Source organism: Mesorhizobium sp. AD1-1 (genome assembly GCF_020164655.1).
Taxonomy (GTDB): Bacteria; Pseudomonadota; Alphaproteobacteria; order Rhizobiales; family Rhizobiaceae; genus Mesorhizobium; species Mesorhizobium ciceri.
In genome coordinates, this window is sequence record NZ_JAIUGP010000002.1 from 473109 (window position 1) to 491473 (window position 18365).

Genomic DNA, 18365 nt, shown 5'->3' on the forward strand with positions numbered 1-18365 from the left:
GTTGCCGAGCTGGAAATGGTGGCCGCCACACCGATCGTCGCGCTGCCGCCGGAGACGACGACGCCATCGCCGGTGCCCGAATTGGTGATGGTGCCGCCGAGGATCGTGATCGAGCCCGTATTGTTGGTCAGGCTGACATCGGTGCCCGCGACATTGGTCGTCACCAGATTGGTGATGGTGAAGGTCGATAACGAAGCGTTGATTGCAAGGCCGTTGATGCCGGCAGCGGTGCCGCCGACAGTGACATTGCCACCCAGGAACTGGCCGCCCGAGACGGCATTGAAGTTGAGCGCCGTGGCCGTCGCAACGCCTGTCGTGATGCTGTCGAACGCCATGCCGCCGGTGCCGATGGTGATGCCGTCGAGATTGATCGCCCGGCCGGTGCCGGTGGTGATCTGCTCCGTGCCCGCGGCCGCGACTGTGATCGTGCCGCCCCCGGTGGCATCGAAGCCGGTACCGGTCGTCGTGGTCAGGTCCAGCCCGCCGGTGAATTTCACCGTGCCGCCGGTGTTGGCGGACAGGTCGATCGCGTTGGCCGAGCCCGTGCTGGCGGTGATCTTGCCGCCGAAGGTGGCGGTGCCGCCGGTCTGGCCGATGATCCTGACCGCGTTGGCCGCATTGGCCTGGTCGATCGTGCCGTTGTAGGTGACGTTGGGCACCGCACCGTTGATGTTGAAGGCTACATCGCCCGTGTTGGTGATGGAACTCGCGGCCGCGAAAGTCAGCGTGCCGCTCGAGCCGCTCCAGATGGCCACGCCCCTGCCGCCGCCACTGATGTCGAGATCGTCGAAGGTGGCGATGCCGTCGAAATTGTTGGCGAACAGCCCGACGTTGGCGGCACTGGTAATCTTGGTGTTGCCGGTGAAATCGACGGTCGCGCTCGAATCGACAAGCACGATGCCGGTTTGAGATGCGGTCTGGACGGTCAGGTCGTCGACCGAGACCGTGCCGGTCACACCATTGAGGTAGAGGCCGGACCCGACATTGCTGGCCGTCACGCCCTGGACGGTCAGGCCGTTGATGCCCAGGCCGTAGATCGCCGAGCCGGAACCCCCGGAAATGTTGAAATCGAGCAGCGTGTTGCCGTTGCCCAGCGTCACGACATTACCGCCGCCGGAACTGGTCAGCGTCGCCGCACCCGCTGAATCCGATATGGATTCGTCATGATGGATGTTGGTGCCGGTGACATTCAACGGCACCCCGCCGAGCGAGAACGCGCGGTCGTTGCCGAACGAGGCCAGTTCCTGTCCGTCGCTCAGCGAGAAGCCGGTGGCGTCGTCGATTGTCCCGCGGTTGACCAGGACAATGATGGCGTCGCTGGCGGTAATGCTGTCGGCATATTCGATCGAGGCGAGGTCGGTGATCGACGTACCGCCGCCCGAAGCCCCGGCCGCAACGAAGATGTAATTGCGCAGATCGTAAAGTTGCGGGCCGGTAAACGCGGTCGTGCCGAAAGCGTAGTGGCCGCTGCCCTCATTGAGCCCGCGCGCATCGAGCGAGGCGGTGATGCCGGAGATGGAGCTGGAATTGCCGCCGAAGGTAAATTCGGCGTTGGCCGTGGCGCCCGGCGTGCCGGCAATGCCCAGCCGCACGCCGGTATCGACATTGGTGATGACGCCGCCATCGGTGATGATGATCACCGCGCCGCCAACGCTCGGCGACGTCAGATCGATGCCGATCGAGCCGGCAGCACCGGTGCCGGTGATGCTGAGCGACTGCGCGGTGAAATTGGTCTTGGATCCGGAGAAGTCGAGGCCGGTGCCGACACCCAGTCCGGAGATGACGATGTTGCCGGCGACCACCGCCGCATTGACGCCGGCAAACGAGATGCCGTCGGCGCCGGGGTTGGTGATGCTGATGTCGCCGAAGCGGATCGTCGCCGGCGAATCCGAAATGGCGATCGCCGGTCCGGTCGTGTTGGAGATCGTCGTCGCACCGTTGACGGTGAAGCTGCCCGCGACATTCTCCAGCACGACACCCGACGTGCCGCCGCTCTGGCTGATCGAGTCCAGCACCACATGGGCGGTGATCGGATCGATGAAGACGGCGGTGCCGCCATTGCCTGACACGGTGCCGCCGGTGGTGGTGAACGTGCCTCCGGTCGACGTGCCCTGCACGGTGATGCCGCGGTCGGTATTGTCCTGCGCATTGACGGTGGCGAAGGTGTAGGTGCCCTTGCCGGTGATATCGAGACCGTCGTCGAGATTGCCCTTCAGCAGCGTCGTGCCGGTGAAATTGTAGGTGCCGTCGCCGTCGATGTGCAGGCCGTCGAGGCCGTTGCCGGTGGCGGTGAAGTTGGAGCCGGTGATGCCGGTCGAACTGCCCGTGAAGTCGGCGCCGTTGCCGCCCGCACCGGTGACCGTCACATTGGTCAGCGTCGCGCCGGTGATGTTGTTGCCGAAGATGCCGTCGCCGCCGCCGGTGATGGTGATGCCGTTGAGCGTGTTGCCGTTGCCGAGCGTAAAGACGGGGTTGGCGACGTTGGTGCCCTGGATCGTGCCGTCGCTGCCGCCCAGGTTGAAGGTGCTGGTGCCGCCGCCGAAAAGCCTTGCGGTGACGCTTTCGCCGCCGCCGATGACGGTCTGTCCATTGGCAAGCGTCACCCCGCCAGTCGTCAGATTGCCGTTGCCGCCGAGTGCCACGACAAAACCGTTCGCACCCGACTTGGTCACGGCGTCGTCCAGCGTCGTCGGGTCGGCCAGCGTGCCGGCGCCGGCGAGGCCGCCATCGGCGTAGTAGAACTTGCCGAAGGCGGCATTGGTGGCGGCATTGATGGCGACACGCGTCGTCGAGCCGCCGGTCAGCGTCTGCGACTGGACGCGGACGCCGATATCGCCACGCACGCGCTCGTTGACGCGCTTGCGCAGGCCTTCGCTGACCGGATAGACCGGCTCCGGCCCGCTGTCGGCCCCATTGTCCGAGCCGCTGCCGGGATTGAACGGGATGTTCAGCCGCACACTGCCGGCGAACTGGGTGTCGTCGCGATTGTCGTTGCGGACCTCGCCGGCGAAGACCAGTTCCGTGTTGCTGCCGAAGACATCGCCGATCGTATACTCGAAGCCGGCCTTGGCGCCGGTGACGCTGCCGTCGTCGCCATGCGGATCCTCGAAATGATAGCCGCCAATGTCGAGCCGCAGCGAATGCTTGTCGGGCAGGTTGACCGGCACCTGCGCGCCGATCTCGGCCTCGATGCCCCATGCCGCGTAATCGCGGTGGTCGAGGACCGAGATCTGCTCGATCAGCTGGTTGCTGACCATCGACAGGGTCGAACTGGTCGAGTGATCCGTCGAATCACCCTTGATCGGCAGATAGACGTTCACATGCGCATCGAAATGAGGCGTGATCGCCTCGGCGCCCAGCGTGGCCGCGGTGAACTGGGTGGAGTTGTAGTTCTCGAGATTGAGATAGGCGTAGCCGCCGATCATCAGGTCCGGGTTGACGATGCGGCGAATGCCGAGGCCGACATCCTGGCCGGAACCATCCTTGAAATCGTGCTTGGCCCGGACATCCAGGAACAGCACGGATTCGGCCGTCTGCTTGAGCGGGATGAAACCTTCGAGCGCGCCGTTGCCGCCATTGTTGTCGGCGCCGATGATGGCGCGGATCTGCGGCTGCCATAGCCCGTTGGGATCGCCATAGGCGGCCATGCCTGAAAGGCCGAGCGCCAGCGTCGTCAGTGCCGTCGTCTTCCAGAGATGCCTGGCGATTCGCGAACGGCGATAGCCGGCGTGCACGCGGAAATCCTCCCCACGCGCCGCCATCTCACCAACTTGCCGAGGCGTCTCGGTAGTTCCCATCCCTGGCGAGTCCTTCGGGGACTGCACGCACCCCGTGTAAAATCTTACTCGAATTCTATTGTATAGCGAGTCTCCGGCGCTTCGATTTCTGAGGGCCTCCTGCAATATTGTTCGTTGTATCCGAAAAGCCACAGTAATTTCGCCGGCTTGCTTGCCTCCTGCTCGGCTTTCGGAACAGTCGCGGGTGTTGTATCAAGCCATGCTCGGGAGAATACCGGGCGCGGCGAGGAAACATGCAAGGCATCCGGCAAAACAACATGACATTTACTTTAGCTAGATCTAATTTACTCGGCATGGCCGCGGGACTGGCCGCCCTGTGGCTTGCTCTGGCCACCGGCCCAGCCCTCGCCGAAGATGCCAAGCCGGCCCAGCCAAAGCCGGCTGAAAGCAATGCAAAACCGGCCGATGCCAATCCGTGGGCGGTGAACTGCTCCAGCGGTTCGGCGACCACCGAGCTTCAGTGCCAGCTTTCGCAGAACCTGACCGAGGCCAAGACCGGGCAGCGCGTGCTGACCGTGACCGTGCGCCGCGACAACGGCAATGGCAGCCTCGCCATGCTGCTTGCCCTGCCGCACGGCCTGTTCCTGCCGTCCGGCGCCTCCTTCCAGATCGATCAGGGCCAGAAGACGACGATTGCCATCCAGACCAGCGACCAGAACGGCGCCTATGCCGCCACGCCGCTGTCGGCGGATCTCATCAAGGCCATGAAGTCGGGGACCAATCTGAACATCGGCATGGAATCGGTCACCCGCAAGCCGGTCACCATCCCGGTGTCGCTGGCTGGCTTCACCGCCGCCGTCGCCAAGCTGGAATCGATCAAGTAGCTGTTGTCAGCGGCTTGATTGTACGCACCCGGAATGCTCCGTTGCCGCTTCGGACAGTGGAGAAACCCATGACAGGCTTTGTCGACCGCCAGCGCGCGGCGCAACTGATGGACCGCGCCGGCATCGAGGCGCTGGTGCTGTGCGCGCCCGAGGCCTTCCACTATGCGACCGGAGCCTCGATCGGCCCGGCGGGACTGTTCCGGCGCGCCGGCGCCGGCTTTGTCGTCATCCCGGCTGGCCGAGACCTGCCGATCGGCGTCGTGGTGGCGGACTTCAATGCGGGACAACTGCAGCGGGTTCTGCCGGACGCTGTTATCCGCAGCCACCCGATCTGGATCGAAGCCGCCACGCTGGACGCCTCGACGTCAGGGCAAGGGTTGCCGCAACGCATCGAGGCCGGCCTTGCCGGCCGGGCGCCTGGTTTTTCTCGGCCCGCGACATTCGAACTCGCTCGTGCCGTCGACGAGCTGAAGCAGATCCTGACCGGGTTTGGGCTCGGGCGCGCAAGAGTCGGCGTCGACCTCGATTTTGTTCCCGCCGCCGATTTCTCGGTCATGCAGGCGCTGCTGCCGGCCTGCACGATGGTCGACGGCTCGGCCGTGCTCGACAGGTTGCGGGCCATCAAGTCGCCGCGCGAGATCGACCTGCTGCAGCAAGGCATCATCCTGTCGGAAGCGGGGCTGGAGCGGCTGCAGGTCGATGCGATGGCCGGCATGCGCCAGGCCGATCTCATTGCCCTCTACCGGCAAGGTGTCGCCACGGCCGCGGCCGGACTGTCCCATCCGGTCCAAACTGCCGAATATGTGACGCTGGGCGCTCGGGCCAAAGATGCCGATGCGAAAGCGATGCCTGGCGATCCGCTGAAGTGCGACATGGTCTGCACGGTCGGCGGCTACGCCTCCGACATGTCGCGCAACTTCACCTTCGGGCCGCCATCCGCCGAGCAGGCCGAACTGCACGCCATTGCCGAGCGGGCCTTTGACGACGGGCTGGCGTCCCTTGTTGCGGGAACCACGCTCGCCCACGTGCATCGCGTCGCCACCGACAGCCTGGCGCGGCAAGGGCTGCGCACCTACCGCCGCGGCCATTTCGGCCATGGCGTCGGCCAGTCGGTGTTTTCCGAACAATGGCCGTTCATCGCCGCCGACAGCGATGTCGTGATCGAAGCCGGCATGGTGCTGGCCTTCGAGATCCCGCTCTACATAGACGGCCTCGCCAGCTTCAATCTCGAGGACCAGTTCCTGATCACGCCGGACGGGCCCAAGCCGATGAACAGGCTGCCGCGACGGCTGGAGAGGATTGGATAGCGAGGCGGGTCACTGCAGGGACAGCGCTCTACGCCCCCCTTGCCCTACCGGGCATCTCCCCCTCAAGGGGGGGAGATTGGCAGCTTCGCCGTCTCGCCCACCTTACCGTGTAGATGATTTGGCGAAGGCTGTTGAGCGCGTAATCTCCCCCCTTGAGGGGGAGATGTCCGGCAGGACAGAGGGGGGCGCCACGGAACTCGGCGGTGGGCTGCCAAGCACCTAACCACTCACCGCCGGCCTTCTCCCCCTCCACGGCATCTCTTGCTCCAGCTGCGCCGACGCGGCCAGCACCGTTGCCTCGTCGCCGTAGCGGCCGACCAGCTGCACGCCGATCGGGACGCCGTCTTTCGACCAGCCGAGCGGCAGCGAGATCGCCGGCTGGCCTGAGATGTTGAAGGGGAAGGCAAACACCGAGTCCGCCCATTTGGCGTTGTAGCGGTCGATATCGGTTTCCGACATGTCGTAATAGCCGAGCGGGCGCGGCAGCTGCGTCAGCGTCGGGGTGATGAAGAGATCGTAGGCGCCAAGGTCGCCGACGATGTCGCGGCCGACCTGCCTGAGCTGCTCGACGTCGGAGATGTGCCTGGTGCCGCTGGTCGCACGGCCACGCTCGATGATCGCAAAGGTCACCGCCTCGACATCGCCCGATGTCACCGGCCGCCCCATCACCGTTTCAAGGTAGTCGAAGGTCGCCGCCGTCTGCACGCAGGTCATGTTGGTGTAGGTCTTCCACACAGCATCGGCGTCGAGCGGCATGTCATGCTCCTCGACATGGTGGCCGAGCCGCTCGAGCGTCCCCACGGTCTCCAGCACCGCCGCCTTCACCTCCGGATCGATCGCGGTGCCGTTGGGCGGCGTGACGGAAAAGCCGATGCGCAGCTTCGTTGGCGCCCGCGCCGACAGGCTGAGCCAGCTGCCATCAGGAACCGGCGGCGTGTAGGGGTCGCCCGGCAGCGCGCCGGCGACCGCGTCGAGATAGGCCGCCGTGTCACGCACCGTGCGCGAGCAGCAGAGGAAATAGGCGCCGCCATACCAATAGTCGCCGAACGGCGCGAGGCTGACGCGGCCGCGCGACGGCTTCAGGCCGACGATGCCGCAGCAGGAGGCCGGGATGCGGATCGAGCCGGCGCCATCGCTGGCTTCGGCGATCGGCACCATGCGCGAAGCAATCGCCGCGGCCGCTCCGCCGCTGGAGCCGCCGGGCGTGATGCCTTCCTTCCACGGGTTCTTCGTCGCGCCGTAGAGCTTTGGCTCGGTGGTGATCGACCAGCCATTTTCTGGGGCGTTCGACTTGCCGACCAGCACCAGCCCGGCCGCCTTCATGCGGCGAACGACTTCGGTGTCGAAATCGGCGACGACATCTTTCAGGTAGAATGAGGAGTTGGTGTTCGGCGCCCCGGTCCAGGACGAGGCCAGCTCCTTGAGCAGGAATGGCACGCCGGCGAAGGGCGCTGATGTGTCGACCGTCTGCGCCTGGCCGCGCGCCATGTCGTAGAGGCGATGGATGACCGCATTGAGCGTCGGGTTGAGCCGATCGACCAGCGTGATCGCCGCTTCCACCAGCTCCGCCGGGGTAACGTCGCCGCGCTTCACCAGCGCCGCAAGGTCCAGCGCGTCGGACTCGGCATAGGTTTTCAGCAGACTGTCGGTGACGGCGGCCATATCTCTCTCCTTCGGCGGATAGCTTGTGTTGATGCTGCTCCTGCGGAGAACTGTATTGGGGCATCGGCCCCCTCACCCAGCCTCCGCTTCGCTCGGCTGACCTCTCCCCGAGGGGAGAGGAGACTTGCAGCGCCAGCGCCACCCTCTTCTCCCCAACGGGGAGAAGGTGGCCGCGAAGCGGCCGGATGAGGGGGGCTGGCGCGACTTCAGGCCAGGTCGATGGTCCGTCCCAGTGCGATGCTCTGCTCGGCGGCCAGCACGATGCGCAGGCTGTTGACCGCCGCATCCATCTGCTCGGTGAGGTCGAGATCCTCGCGGATGGCGCGCAGGAAGAAGGCCTGCTCGCGATCGCACAGTTCCTGGTGGCCGGGTTCGTCCTCCATGCTGACGATCTCGTCGGGTTTGGAGAAATTCTTGTCGCCGTCGACAGCGGCATAGTGGATCTTCAGCGCATCGGTCTTGGTGTGGCGGTCGATGTCGGCGGAATTCGAAACCTCTGCCAGCTCGGCAACACTGCTTGCCTGCTGGCCGGCGACGATCGACACCGCGCCCTTGGGGCCGACGACGTCCTTCACGAAATAGGCCGTCTCGCTCATCATCGGGCCCCAGCCCGCCTCGTACCAGCCGACCGAACCGTCATCGAAGGTGACGTGCAGATGGCCGTAATTCTGCTTGTCGGCTTCCGCCCAGAGCTTGGCGCCGATGCCGTGCACGCGCACCGGCTTGGCGCCAGTCAGCTGGCACATGACGTCGACATAGTGGACGCCGCAATCGACGATCGGGATCAGCGAATCGATCAGGTTCTTGTGCCAGTGCCAGGCGCTGCCGCTGCTCTGCTGGTTGAGGTTGAGCCGCATCACCAGCGGCTTGCCGAGCGTCTTGCCGACCTCGATGAACTTGATCCACGACGGATGCACGCGCAGAATATAGCCGAGCACCAGCTTGCGGTTCTTGGCCCGCGCCGCCGCGACCACCTTCTCGGCATCCTCGTTGTTGGTGGCGAGCGGCTTTTCCATGAACACATGGCAGTTGGCGGCGATTGCCTTCAGCGCGTATTCGGCGTGGGTGTTCGGCCAGCTGTTGATTGAGACGGCGTCCGGTGTTGTTTCCTTCAGCGCCTGGTCGAAATCCTCGTAGAGTGGGTAGCCGGCTAACTCTTCCGGAATTTTCGTGTTGCTCCTGATCGACCGGCTCATGATGCCGACGATCTCGAAACCGTCGAGCCGGTGATAGGCGCTGGCATGCGACGCACCCATATTGCCGAGACCCACCACCAGCACTTTCACCTTGTCGGACACCGCTACCTCCCAAATTCTTGATTGAATAATATGCGGCGATCGGTTGCCGCTCGCATGTCTATCCGGGACAACCACCTCGGGTCAGCGCCGCCGCTCATTGCCCGGCCCTTTCCTCTCCCCCGTCGATCGGGGGAGAGGAAAGGAGCCAAGGCAGGGTAATGGAGGGCGGCGCCGACATGACCCGTTGCGCAGCCCTATTTCACCGCCGAATCGAACAGATGCGCCTTGATCTTCTCGACATCGAGCGCGGCAAAACCTTCCGACAGCTTGACGCCGTCGGCATCGGCCTTGACCTTGGCCTTGTCGAAATCATTGGCCGGGCCGATCAGATCGTTGGTGCAGACATCCTCGGCCTTCACCGGGGCGGTGATCTGGCCGATCTTGTGGATTTCGTCGAAGAAGCCCTGCCAGCTCGCCATGTCGTGCGAGCCCCAGCCGCCGCGCTTGTCCATGTCGCCGCGGAAAACGTTGATCTGCTGCAGGATCGAGGTGGTGCCGAGCTCCGGCCCGAGATTCTTGGCCAGCGTCGGGAACTGCTCGAACACCGCTTCGACCGCCGCGCGTGGATTCTGGTAGCCGAATTCGAGGCCCATCGCCCAGCCGCGCAGGTACTTTTCCAAAAACGCCTTGCGGTCGGGATCCTCAAGATCGGCGGCACGCACGACGAAGGTGTTGGCCGGCAGCTTCGAATTCTGCACGCCGAGCCAGTATTCGAAGTCGAGCCCCTTGGCGATCCATTCGGCGCGCAGCCCTTCCCACGACAGGGCGGCGTCGCCCTGGCCGCCGGCCAGCGCCGTTCCCCAGGTCGGCCAGCCGGCCTCGACATATTTCACCTTCTTGATGTCGACGCCCTGCGCGGCCAGCAGCGGGTCGGTGATCGACTGCCAGGCGGCGGAGCCGAGCAGGATGGTCTTGCCTTCCAGCTTCTTCAGGTCGTTCGATCCCTCGCCCTTGCGGAAGGCGATGCTGAACGTGTCGCGCGCGCCCATATGGAACACCGACTTCAGCTTCATGCCGTTCTGGATGGCGAAGGAGAACACGCCGGGCGACGGGAAGCCCATATCGGCCTGGCCGACATCGACGAACTTCACCGTCGCGGTGCCGTCCGATGGTCCCGGCTGCATGTCGGTGTCCAACCCGTCGAAATAGCCGGCCTTCTTGGCCGCCCAGTAGGGATAGTCGTCGAGCACTTCGAGCGTGCCGCGCGGCGAGATCCAGGTGAATTTTCCGTAGGGTTCGGCCCTGACCTTCAGGCCGGTGGCGCCAAGCGCCGTCGCCGTCACCAGCCCGGCGCCGGTGACCTGCAGGAAGTAGCGGCGGCTGATCCCCGCCGGGTTGATCGAGTTCTCTTTGGTCATGGCATTCCCCTTTTTTGTTGATGTCAGTCTCTTGCCGCCCGCCTCCCGGGCGCCGTCATATCCCTGTGTTCAAGCCTCCCAGCTCGCCCATTTCTTGCCGATCAGGAAAAACAGCACGTAGATCAGGATGCCGAGCGTCGACAGGATCAGCACCACCGCGAAGAACTGCGGCATCTGGATCATCGACGAATAGGTGGTCAGCCGGTTGCCGAGGCCGAAACCGCCGCCGACCATTTCCGCGCCGACCGCGGTCAGCAGGCCGAAGATGGCGCCGATCATCAGCCCGACCAGGATCATCGGCAGCGCCATCGGCGCGCGGATCTTCCAGAAGATCTGCAGGGTGCTGGCGCCATAGGAACGCGCCAGCGCGATCTTGGCACTGTCGACGCGGCGAAAGCCTGTCGCCGCATTGATCATCACCATAGGCCCGGCGGCCAGTGCCACCGCGATGATGCGCGGCGTGTAGCCGAAGCCGAAGCGCAGGATCAGAAGCGGCACCAGCGCCAGCATCGGCGTGGTGACCAGAAGCAGGATGTAAGGCGCGACGATCTTCTCTGCGAACGGGAATTGGGTGATGACGGCGGCCAGCACCAGGCCGATGATGGCGCCGATGGTGAAGCCGGACACCAGCTCGACCAACGTGTAGCCGAGATGCGGCGCGATCAGCGGAAACTCGTCGACCAGCGCATAGGCGATCGAGCTCGGCGGCGGCATGATATAGAGCGGCACGTGGAACAGCCGCAGCGCCAGTTCGATGCCGCCGATGATGATCACCGCCACGGCAAGAATGGCCGCCACCTCCTTGCCTGACTTGATGCCGGGGCCGCTGGCGAAGGCGGAAAGGTTGGTCAGGCTGACCTCATGGCCGTCGCCCGCCTTGGCGCCCGACTTGGACTTCGAGAATTCCGGAATGGCGTCGCCCCCGCTCACGGCCTGATCCTCACGATTTCGGCGCTCGGGCGCTCCGGCGCTTTTGGCCGCGTGCGTTCGCCGACAATGTCCATCTTGATCCGGTTGGTGAGGTCGAAGACCTCCTTCGTCGCCATGATCTCCAGCGAACGCGGCCGTGGGAACGGCACGCGGTATTCCTTGGCGACGCGGCCAGGCCGGGCGCTCAGCACCACCACCCGGTCCGAGAGAAAAATCGCTTCCTCAATCGAGTGGGTGATGAAGACGATGGTTGTCTTGGTGTCGAGCCAGATCTCCTCGACCAGCCGGTTCATCTCCTCGCGGGTGAAACTGTCGAGCGCGCCGAACGGCTCGTCCATCAAAAGCACCGAGGGCTTTAGCGCCAGCGCCCGCACGATCGCCGCGCGCTGCTGCATGCCGCCCGACAGCTCGCGCGGAAACTTGCCGCCGAAGCCATCGAGCCCGACCCGGTTGAGCAGATGCGCGATCCACGCCCGGTCCGGCTTCTCGCCCTTGATCTCGAAGGGGAAGCGGATGTTGGCGTCGAGGTTGCGCCACGGCAGGAGGTTCGCCTCCTGGAAGACGATGCCGATATCGGGATGCGGACCGGTGATGGCCTTGCCGTCGAGCCGGATCTCGCCGCTGGTCAGGCTGTGCAGGCCCGACATCGACCACAAAAGCGTAGTCTTGCCGCAGCCGGAAGGGCCGACGATCGAGACGATTTCATTGACGCTGACATCGAGGCTGCAGCGGTCCAGCGCCAGCAGGTCGCCGGAGGCCGTGTGATAGATCTTGGTGGCTGCCTGCACGCCAAGCTTCGGCTTTTTTGCATCGCCCGTGTTCATCTGCCCCCCGGGAAGATTGCGCGATGATCCATTGGCTCATCCCCAGCGAAAATCAGTCTGTAACTATCCTACTTTCCTGTCAAGCACCGACGATAGCGGCCGTATCACGAAAATCGATTAGTATACCTATCGTCTTGTTTTACCGTCGGTTTTACGGCCTTGAAATGCATGTTGCTTTCCTACATACTTCGGAACTGACACGGACCGGAGAGGAACGGAGGAAGGTGAGCTTTCCCCAACGACACGCTGCGGTTGCGATCCGGTCGGGCACGTGGAGCCAGGGCGTGCAAACATGCTAAGACGACAGCCTCGCAACCCAGGGAAAGACCAGGACCCCATGACCGACGCTGGCAGCCAGGACGAGCCTGTTCCAGGCCCCGATACCGAGGGGCGCGATCCTGTCCGGCGCATCCCCGACATCATCTCGCTGGTCAAGGATTCCTACAGCGAATTGCGCCCGGCCGAACGGCGTGTCGCCGATGTCGTTCTCGACGACGTCAAATATGCCGTCGACGCCTCCAACGCCGCCCTTGCCCAGCGCGCCGGGGTCAGCGAACCGACGGTGACCCGGTTCTGCCGCGCCATCGGCTGCGAGGGCGTGCGCGATTTCAAGCTGAAGCTGGCGCAGAGCCTCGTCGTCGGCGCGCTCTACCTGGCCAAGTCGCCTTCCGTCAGCAATGACAATGGCATGCCGTTCTGGAATGCCGTGTTCGGCGAGGCGCGCCGGGCGCTGCAGGAGGCCGAGCGGCAGCTCGACCCTGCGCAGCTGCAGAAAGCCGCCGAGCTGATCGCCAAGGCGCGCCAGGTCACGGTCTTCGGCCTCGGCGGCAGCTCCTCGGCGCTGGCGCAGGAAACCCAATACCGGCTGTTCCGCTACGGCATCACGGTCAGCGCCCAGTGCGATCCCTATCTGATGCGCATGACCGCCTCGACGCTCAAGCCCGGCGATCTGGTGATCGCCATTTCGGCGACGGGACGCACCCGCGAGGTGATCGAGGCCGTCGAGCTCGCCAAGCATTACCGCGCCAATGCGATCGCCGTGACCGCGCCCGACACCGAGCTCGCCCGCACCTGCGACGTCAGGTTGACGGTGGCGGTCCCGGAATATCCCGACACGCTGAAGCCGACGGCCTCGCGCTTCGCCTTCCTGGCGGCGATCGACCTGCTGGCGGTGGCCTCCGCCTACAAGCTCGACGGCTCGGCCCGCGAGACGGTGCGCCGCATCAAATACAACGCCCAGATCCACCGCACCGGCAAGGAGATGGAGCCGCTCGGAGACTAGGGCTGCGCTTTTCCTTCTCCCCTTGTGGGAGAAGGTGGATCGGCGCGTAGCGCCGAGACGGTTGAGGGGTGGGTGACGGAGTGCCGTCGGCGCCAAGCTGGAGCACCCCTCATCCGACCTCACTTCGTGAGGCCACCTTCTCCCACAGGGGGAGAAGGGAAGACCGGACATGAAACGAAAGAGGGAAGAGATGCTCGAAATAGCACCGACGAAACAGGCCGCCGCATGGCTCGAATCCCTGGCACAGGCACTCGCAGCCGGCGACGCTGCGGCGGCGAGCAACCTCTTCGTCGACGATTGCTACTGGCGCGATCTCCTGACCTTCACCTGGAACATCACGACCATGGAAGGCCGCGCGGCGATCGCCGACATGCTGGCGACGACGCTGGCGACGGCCAAGCCGAGCGCGTGGCGGCTGACCGGCGAGGCGACCTCGGACGACGGCACCATCGAGGCCTGGTTCAGCTTCGAAACCGTGGTGGCCAGGGGGGAGGGCATCATGCGGCTGCGCGACGGCCGCTGCCGGACATTGTTCACGGCGATGGCCGACCTCAAGGGCTTCGAGGAGCGCAAGGGCGCGGCGCGGCCGCTCGGCGTGCGCCACAAGGCCGATCCCCAGCGCGAGACCTGGTCGGAGGCGCGGGCGCGCGAGACGCGCGAACTCGGCACTGATGAACAGCCCTATTGCCTGGTCATCGGCGGCGGCCAGGGCGGCATCATGCTGGGGGCGCGACTGCGCCAGCTCGGCGTGCCGGCCATCGTCATCGAGAAGAATGCCAGGCCGGGTGACTCCTGGCGCAACCGCTACCGCACGCTCGTGCTGCACGATCCGGTCTGGTACGACCATCTGCCCTACATTCCCTTCCCCGAAAACTGGCCGGTGTTCACGCCCAAGGACAAGATGGGCGACTGGCTGGAAATGTATACGCGCGTCATGGAGCTCAACTACTGGGTCGCCACCAAATGCCTCAGCGCCAGCTATGACGAGGCCGAAAAAGTCTGGACCGTGGTCGTCGACCGCGTCGGCCGGCAGATCACGCTGAAGCCCAAGCACATCGTCTTCGCCACCGGCGCCTACGGCCCGCCACGGCGGATCGATCTGCCGGGTGCCGGCCGGTTCAAGGGCGAGTTGCTGCACTCCAGCCAGTATGCCAGCGGCGACAAATTCCGCGGCAGGAAAGTCGCCGTCATTGGCGCTGCAAGCTCCGGCCACGATGTCTGCGTCGACCTCTGGGAGAGCGGCGCCGAGGTCACCATGATCCAGCGTTCGCCGACGACAGTGGTCAAGTCGGACACGCTGATGGAAGTCGGCTTCGAGATCTTCTCGGAAGACGCACTGGCGCGCGGCATCACCACCGAGAAGGCCGACATGATCGTCGCCTCGACGCCGTTCGCGCTGGTGCCCAAGGGCCAGCAGGCGCTTTACGAGGTGATCAAGGCGCGCGACGCGGCCTTCTACGACCGCTTGCGCGCCGCCGGCTTCGCCATCGATTTCGGCGACGACGAAACCGGCCTTCTGATGAAGGCCTACCGCACCGGCTCCGGCTACTACATCGATGTCGGCGCCTCCGACCTGATCATCGACGGCAAGATCGGCATCCGCAGCGGCGTCGCCATCAAGTCGCTGACCCCGAGCGGCATCCTGTTCGAGGACGGCAGTGAACTCGCCGCCGACGCCATCATCGCCTGCACCGGCTATCAGTCGATGAACGAGAATGTCGCCGCGATCGTTTCGCGCGAAGTCGCCGACAAGGTCGGCCCGTGCTGGGGCCTTGGCTCCGGCGTCAAGGGCGACCCCGGCCCCTGGCAAGGCGAGCTGCGCAACATGTGGAAGCCGACCGCCCAGGAAGCGCTCTGGTTCCACGGCGGCAATCTGGCGCTGTCGCGCTTCTATTCGAAATATGTGGCGCTGCAGATCAAGGCGCGGATGGAAGGCATTGAGACGCCGGTTTACGGGGCGGTGAGCAACGCCGGGTAAAGTCGACCCCCATTCGCCAAGCGCACAGTCCCAAGACAGGCACAAGCTGGCGAGATCAGCTAGTCGTGCCGATGCCCAAAGTGCCTCGCCGCAACCTCGACATGGGTATGCGCGGCATGCGCCACAAACCGCTCAGTCTCGCTGACATCGTTGACCGCATCGTTCGGCCACCAGGTGCCGCCCATAACGATGCCTTCGCACACCAGTCTCTGATCGGCGACCAATGACGCGCCGACCGCGTCGACGAAGGTGAAGCGGCCCGGGCGCTGACGGAGCACGGCGACGTCGCCGACCGTGCCGACGGCCAGTGTGCCCAGGTCAGGCCGCGCGATCGCCTGCGCCGGCGCTTGCGTGGCGGCGCGCAGGACCTCGACCAGCGGCATGCCGAGCGCCAGGAGCTTCGACATGCAGACGAGGATGTCGAAGGCGGGACCGTCGACGCAGTAGAGATGCACGTCGCTCGAGATCACGTCGGGCGCCAGCCCTTCTTCGAGCATGGCGCGGGCGACGGCGAAATCGAACGAGCCCATGCCGTGGCCGATGTCGAAGATGACGCCGCGCTCGCGCGCCAGCCGCATGTCGGGCCGCACCGCGCCGGAAGCGAACACCGGCGCATTCGGGAAAGGCCGGAAGCAATGGGTGAGAATGTCGCCCTTGCGCAGGCGCGGCAGCACTTCCGAGCGGCCGGGCGGCGGTTCGTCGATATGCGCCATCAGCGGCAGGCCGGCCTGGTCGGCGGCCTCCAGCGCCAGATCCACCGGCGCGATGCCGCTGGTGCCGCCGGCATGCTTGCCCGAGCGAACCTTTACGCCGACCACGACATCGCGGTGCTCGCGCACCGCAGCCACAACCTCGCGCGGTTCGCAGAGCCTGAGATCGCTGCACTCGCCCACCGACACCGTCTGCGAGAAGCCGAAAATGCCGGCAAAGGAAATGTTGACATAGGCCAGGATGCGAACCTTCGAGCGCTCCATGACATGGCGGCGGAAGCCGAGGAAATTGCCGGCGCCCGCACTGCCGGCATCGATGAAGGTGGTGGTGCCGCTCTTGGCGGCCAGCCGGTCGGCATCGACGCCAAGCGACGTGCCGCCCCAATAGACGTGGCTGTGCAGGTCGACCAGGCCCGGCGTGACGATGCAGCCGCCGGCATCGACGATCTGCGCGGCGCTGTCCGCCGGGATATCGGCGTCGACCGCGGCAACGCGGCCATTGGCGATGGCGACATCGCGCAGCGCGTCGAGGCCAGCGGCCGGATCGATCAGCCGTCCGCCCTTCAGCAGGAGGTCGAATTGCATGGGTAACCTCCGCTCGTTGCTTTGCTTACAGAGGCCGATAGGCGACCGCCTCGACCTCGATCTTGATATCGATCATCAGCCGCGATTCGACCGTGGTGCGGGCCGGCGGGTTCTTCGGAAAGTGCCTGGCATAGACGGCGTTGAAGGCGCCGAAATCGCGCGCGTCTTCCAGCCATACGGTGGTCTTCACCACATCGTCCATGGTGCAGCCGGCCAGCGCCAGCGCGGCCTTGATATTGGCGAGCACCTGCTCGGTCTGTTCCGATATGCCGCCCTTGACCACGATGCCGTCGCTGCCGACGGGAACCTGGCCCGAGACATAGACGAGATCGCCTGCCCGCACGGCGGGCGACAACGGCACATGCGACGTTCCAAAACACTGTTTCGGCAAGGGACAAGCCTCCTCTGATGACAGGACGGGGTGCCATTGCAGCGCCCGCTTCGATCGACATTTACGCCGATCCGGCCGATCCTCATAGGGGCCTTGTTGGAAAGCAACATTCTTGGAAATCTGCGTTGCTTTATTACAAGAGCCCTTGCATCGTACGCGCTGACGGGCGGCTTGGAAGCCGCACCGCACAGACGCATTTGCCAGAGCGGAGATACCAGCAATGACCTACGACAAGAACCCGTTTCCATCAGGCGATGCCGATCGCCACGCGCTCTGGGAAATGCTGGTGCGGCGCGACATCGACGCCTTCATCGGCCAGGACTGGGCCATGGTCGAGGATGATTTCGTTGCCGAGAGCTTCTTCGGCATGCATGCGCATTTCCTGCACAACGCCGACGCCTGGCGGCTGCAGTTTCCAAGGCTCGACGTCTATCGCGACGAATGGCTGCGCCAGGCCAAAGAGACGGCGGCGACCAAATTCGCCGAGCCGCTGCGCGAGGCGCTGTTTCGCGTCACCAACATGCGAGACATCGACGTCGACGGCGACCGCGCCGTGCTGCACAAGAAGTTCGACGGCTCGGTCGCCAAGGCGGACGGCAGCGTCGACCGGCTGAAATGGCAGACGCTGTATTTCTGCAGCAAGGTCGGCGGAAGCTGGAAGATATCAGGCTTCGTCGGCTACATGCCGCATCCGCTCGGCAGCTAGAGCCAGCTGATCAGTAGAGCGTGACGAAGGCCGGAAACAGCATGCCGGTCGCCCGGAAATGCTCGACCAGTTCGATGGCCGGGAAGATGGCGAGGAAATAGAGCCCGTCGAAAAACGTGCGCTTCAAAGCCCGCGTCGAGAACTGCAGTTCGTCATCATCGCGGTAGAGCAGCGGGTTTGGCCAGAACCGGGGCGTGCTCTTGGTGTAGGCAAGATAGGCTGGGCCGAACTTGCCGAGCAGAAATTCGGCTTCCTTGCGCGCCGTGACGCGAAAGATGAAAAAGCTGGCAAGGCCCAGCGCCACGGCCGCCATCAGCGAGCCGTAGAGCAATCCAATGCCGACCGCACCGACCGTCGAGAAGAAATAGAGCGGGTTCTGCGTGGTCGAGAACGGTCCCGTCGAGACCAGTTCCTCGTTCTTCTTGCCGCCGACATAGAGAATGCTCCACAGCCGCCCGACGACACAGACGAGCACCAGGCAAAAGCCGAAGAATTCGATCGTTTCGTGCCCGTCGGAGCCCTCGCTCAGCCCCGGCTTGGTGAGAAACAGCAGCAACACCGCCAGCGCCGCCGCAACCCGCACGAAGATCAGGCGCTTGCGCTGGTCGAAGGCCTGGGAAACCGGCTTGAGGGTAGCGTAGGTCATTTGGTGTTTCCTGGGGCACTGACGGGTGCCCGTGAGCAATGGGCATGACATTGATGGCGGATGAAAG

General features: G+C 64.8%; 13 protein-coding genes. 5 read left to right on the forward strand and 8 right to left on the reverse strand.

Annotated elements, in window-relative coordinates; translation table 11 throughout:
• Positions 1–4090: 4090 nt before the first annotated feature.
• A complete protein-coding gene (locus LB519_RS05800; RefSeq protein ID WP_064992655.1) occupies positions 4091–4621 on the forward strand; it encodes an invasion associated locus B family protein in 531 nt (176 codons plus the stop codon).
• Between the two features lie 68 nt (positions 4622–4689).
• Positions 4690–5928 carry a M24 family metallopeptidase gene (locus LB519_RS05805; RefSeq protein ID WP_224618993.1) on the forward strand — a complete coding sequence of 413 codons (1239 nt, stop codon included), beginning with the start codon at positions 4690–4692 and terminating at the stop codon, positions 5926–5928.
• 219 nt (positions 5929–6147) lie between these two features.
• On the opposite strand, the gene LB519_RS05810 is transcribed toward LB519_RS05805, so the two are convergent.
• The 5 genes from LB519_RS05810 to LB519_RS05830 form a co-directional block, all read right to left on the reverse strand.
• A complete protein-coding gene (locus LB519_RS05810) occupies positions 6148–7590 on the reverse strand; it encodes an amidase (protein ID WP_224618995.1) in 1443 nt (480 codons plus the stop codon).
• A gap of 206 nt (positions 7591–7796) precedes the next feature.
• Complete coding sequence (locus LB519_RS05815) at positions 7797–8888, reverse strand: Gfo/Idh/MocA family protein (RefSeq protein ID WP_224618997.1); 1092 nt, start codon at positions 8886–8888, stop codon at positions 7797–7799.
• Positions 8889–9082: 194 nt separating this feature from the next.
• Complete coding sequence (locus tag LB519_RS05820) at positions 9083–10246, reverse strand: ABC transporter substrate-binding protein (RefSeq protein WP_224619006.1); 1164 nt, start codon at positions 10244–10246, stop codon at positions 9083–9085.
• A 69-nt stretch (positions 10247–10315) separates the two neighbouring features.
• Positions 10316–11176 carry an ABC transporter permease gene (locus tag LB519_RS05825; protein ID WP_224619008.1) on the reverse strand — a complete coding sequence of 287 codons (861 nt, stop codon included), beginning with the start codon at positions 11174–11176 and terminating at the stop codon, positions 10316–10318.
• The gene (locus LB519_RS05830) at positions 11173–12000 is read right to left on the reverse strand and encodes an ABC transporter ATP-binding protein (protein ID WP_024504068.1); all 828 of its coding nucleotides are present in this window, start codon (positions 11998–12000) and stop codon (positions 11173–11175) included. The genes LB519_RS05825 and LB519_RS05830 overlap by 4 nt, the downstream gene beginning before the upstream one ends.
• Before the next feature lie 337 nt (positions 12001–12337).
• Here LB519_RS05830 and LB519_RS05835 point away from each other — a divergent pair, with 337 nt between their 5' ends.
• On the forward strand, positions 12338–13282 hold the full coding sequence (locus LB519_RS05835) for a MurR/RpiR family transcriptional regulator (RefSeq protein WP_024504069.1): 945 nt from the start codon (positions 12338–12340) through the stop codon (positions 13280–13282).
• A 190-nt stretch (positions 13283–13472) separates the two neighbouring features.
• The gene (locus LB519_RS05840; RefSeq protein ID WP_224619144.1) at positions 13473–15260 is read left to right on the forward strand and encodes a flavin-containing monooxygenase; all 1788 of its coding nucleotides are present in this window, start codon (positions 13473–13475) and stop codon (positions 15258–15260) included.
• Between the two features lie 59 nt (positions 15261–15319).
• Here LB519_RS05840 and LB519_RS05845 read toward each other — a convergent pair whose 3' ends face one another.
• Complete coding sequence (locus LB519_RS05845) at positions 15320–16555, reverse strand: amidohydrolase/deacetylase family metallohydrolase (protein ID WP_224619009.1); 1236 nt, start codon at positions 16553–16555, stop codon at positions 15320–15322.
• 25 nt (positions 16556–16580) lie between these two features.
• A complete protein-coding gene (locus LB519_RS05850; RefSeq protein WP_013528752.1) occupies positions 16581–16946 on the reverse strand; it encodes a RidA family protein in 366 nt (121 codons plus the stop codon).
• Between the two features lie 220 nt (positions 16947–17166).
• Between LB519_RS05850 and LB519_RS05855 the strand changes: the two genes are divergently transcribed.
• Positions 17167–17652, forward strand: a complete 486-nt coding sequence (locus LB519_RS05855; RefSeq protein ID WP_024504073.1) for a hypothetical protein — start codon at positions 17167–17169, stop codon at positions 17650–17652.
• 10 nt (positions 17653–17662) lie between these two features.
• Here LB519_RS05855 and LB519_RS05860 read toward each other — a convergent pair whose 3' ends face one another.
• Positions 17663–18298, reverse strand: a complete 636-nt coding sequence (locus tag LB519_RS05860; RefSeq protein ID WP_024504074.1) for a methyltransferase family protein — start codon at positions 18296–18298, stop codon at positions 17663–17665.
• Positions 18299–18365 lie beyond the last annotated feature (67 nt).

Bases quoted from the DNA above. Each gene is read 5' to 3' on its own strand.
- LB519_RS05845 (WP_224619009.1), bottom strand. From the start codon at position 16,555: ATGCAATTCGACCTCCTGCTGAAGGGCGGACGGCTGATCGATCCGGCC.
- LB519_RS05800 (WP_064992655.1), top strand. From the start codon at position 4,091: ATGGCCGCGGGACTGGCCGCCCTGTGGCTTGCTCTGGCCACCGGCCCA.
- LB519_RS05835 (WP_024504069.1), top strand. From the start codon at position 12,338: ATGACCGACGCTGGCAGCCAGGACGAGCCTGTTCCAGGCCCCGATACC.
- LB519_RS05810 (WP_224618995.1), bottom strand. From the start codon at position 7,590: ATGGCCGCCGTCACCGACAGTCTGCTGAAAACCTATGCCGAGTCCGAC.
- LB519_RS05820 (WP_224619006.1), bottom strand. From the start codon at position 10,246: ATGACCAAAGAGAACTCGATCAACCCGGCGGGGATCAGCCGCCGCTAC.
- LB519_RS05840 (WP_224619144.1), top strand. From the start codon at position 13,473: ATGCTCGAAATAGCACCGACGAAACAGGCCGCCGCATGGCTCGAATCC.
- LB519_RS05830 (WP_024504068.1), bottom strand. From the start codon at position 12,000: ATGAACACGGGCGATGCAAAAAAGCCGAAGCTTGGCGTGCAGGCAGCC.
- LB519_RS05855 (WP_024504073.1), top strand. From the start codon at position 17,167: ATGACCTACGACAAGAACCCGTTTCCATCAGGCGATGCCGATCGCCAC.
- LB519_RS05860 (WP_024504074.1), bottom strand. From the start codon at position 18,298: ATGACCTACGCTACCCTCAAGCCGGTTTCCCAGGCCTTCGACCAGCGC.
- LB519_RS05805 (WP_224618993.1), top strand. From the start codon at position 4,690: ATGACAGGCTTTGTCGACCGCCAGCGCGCGGCGCAACTGATGGACCGC.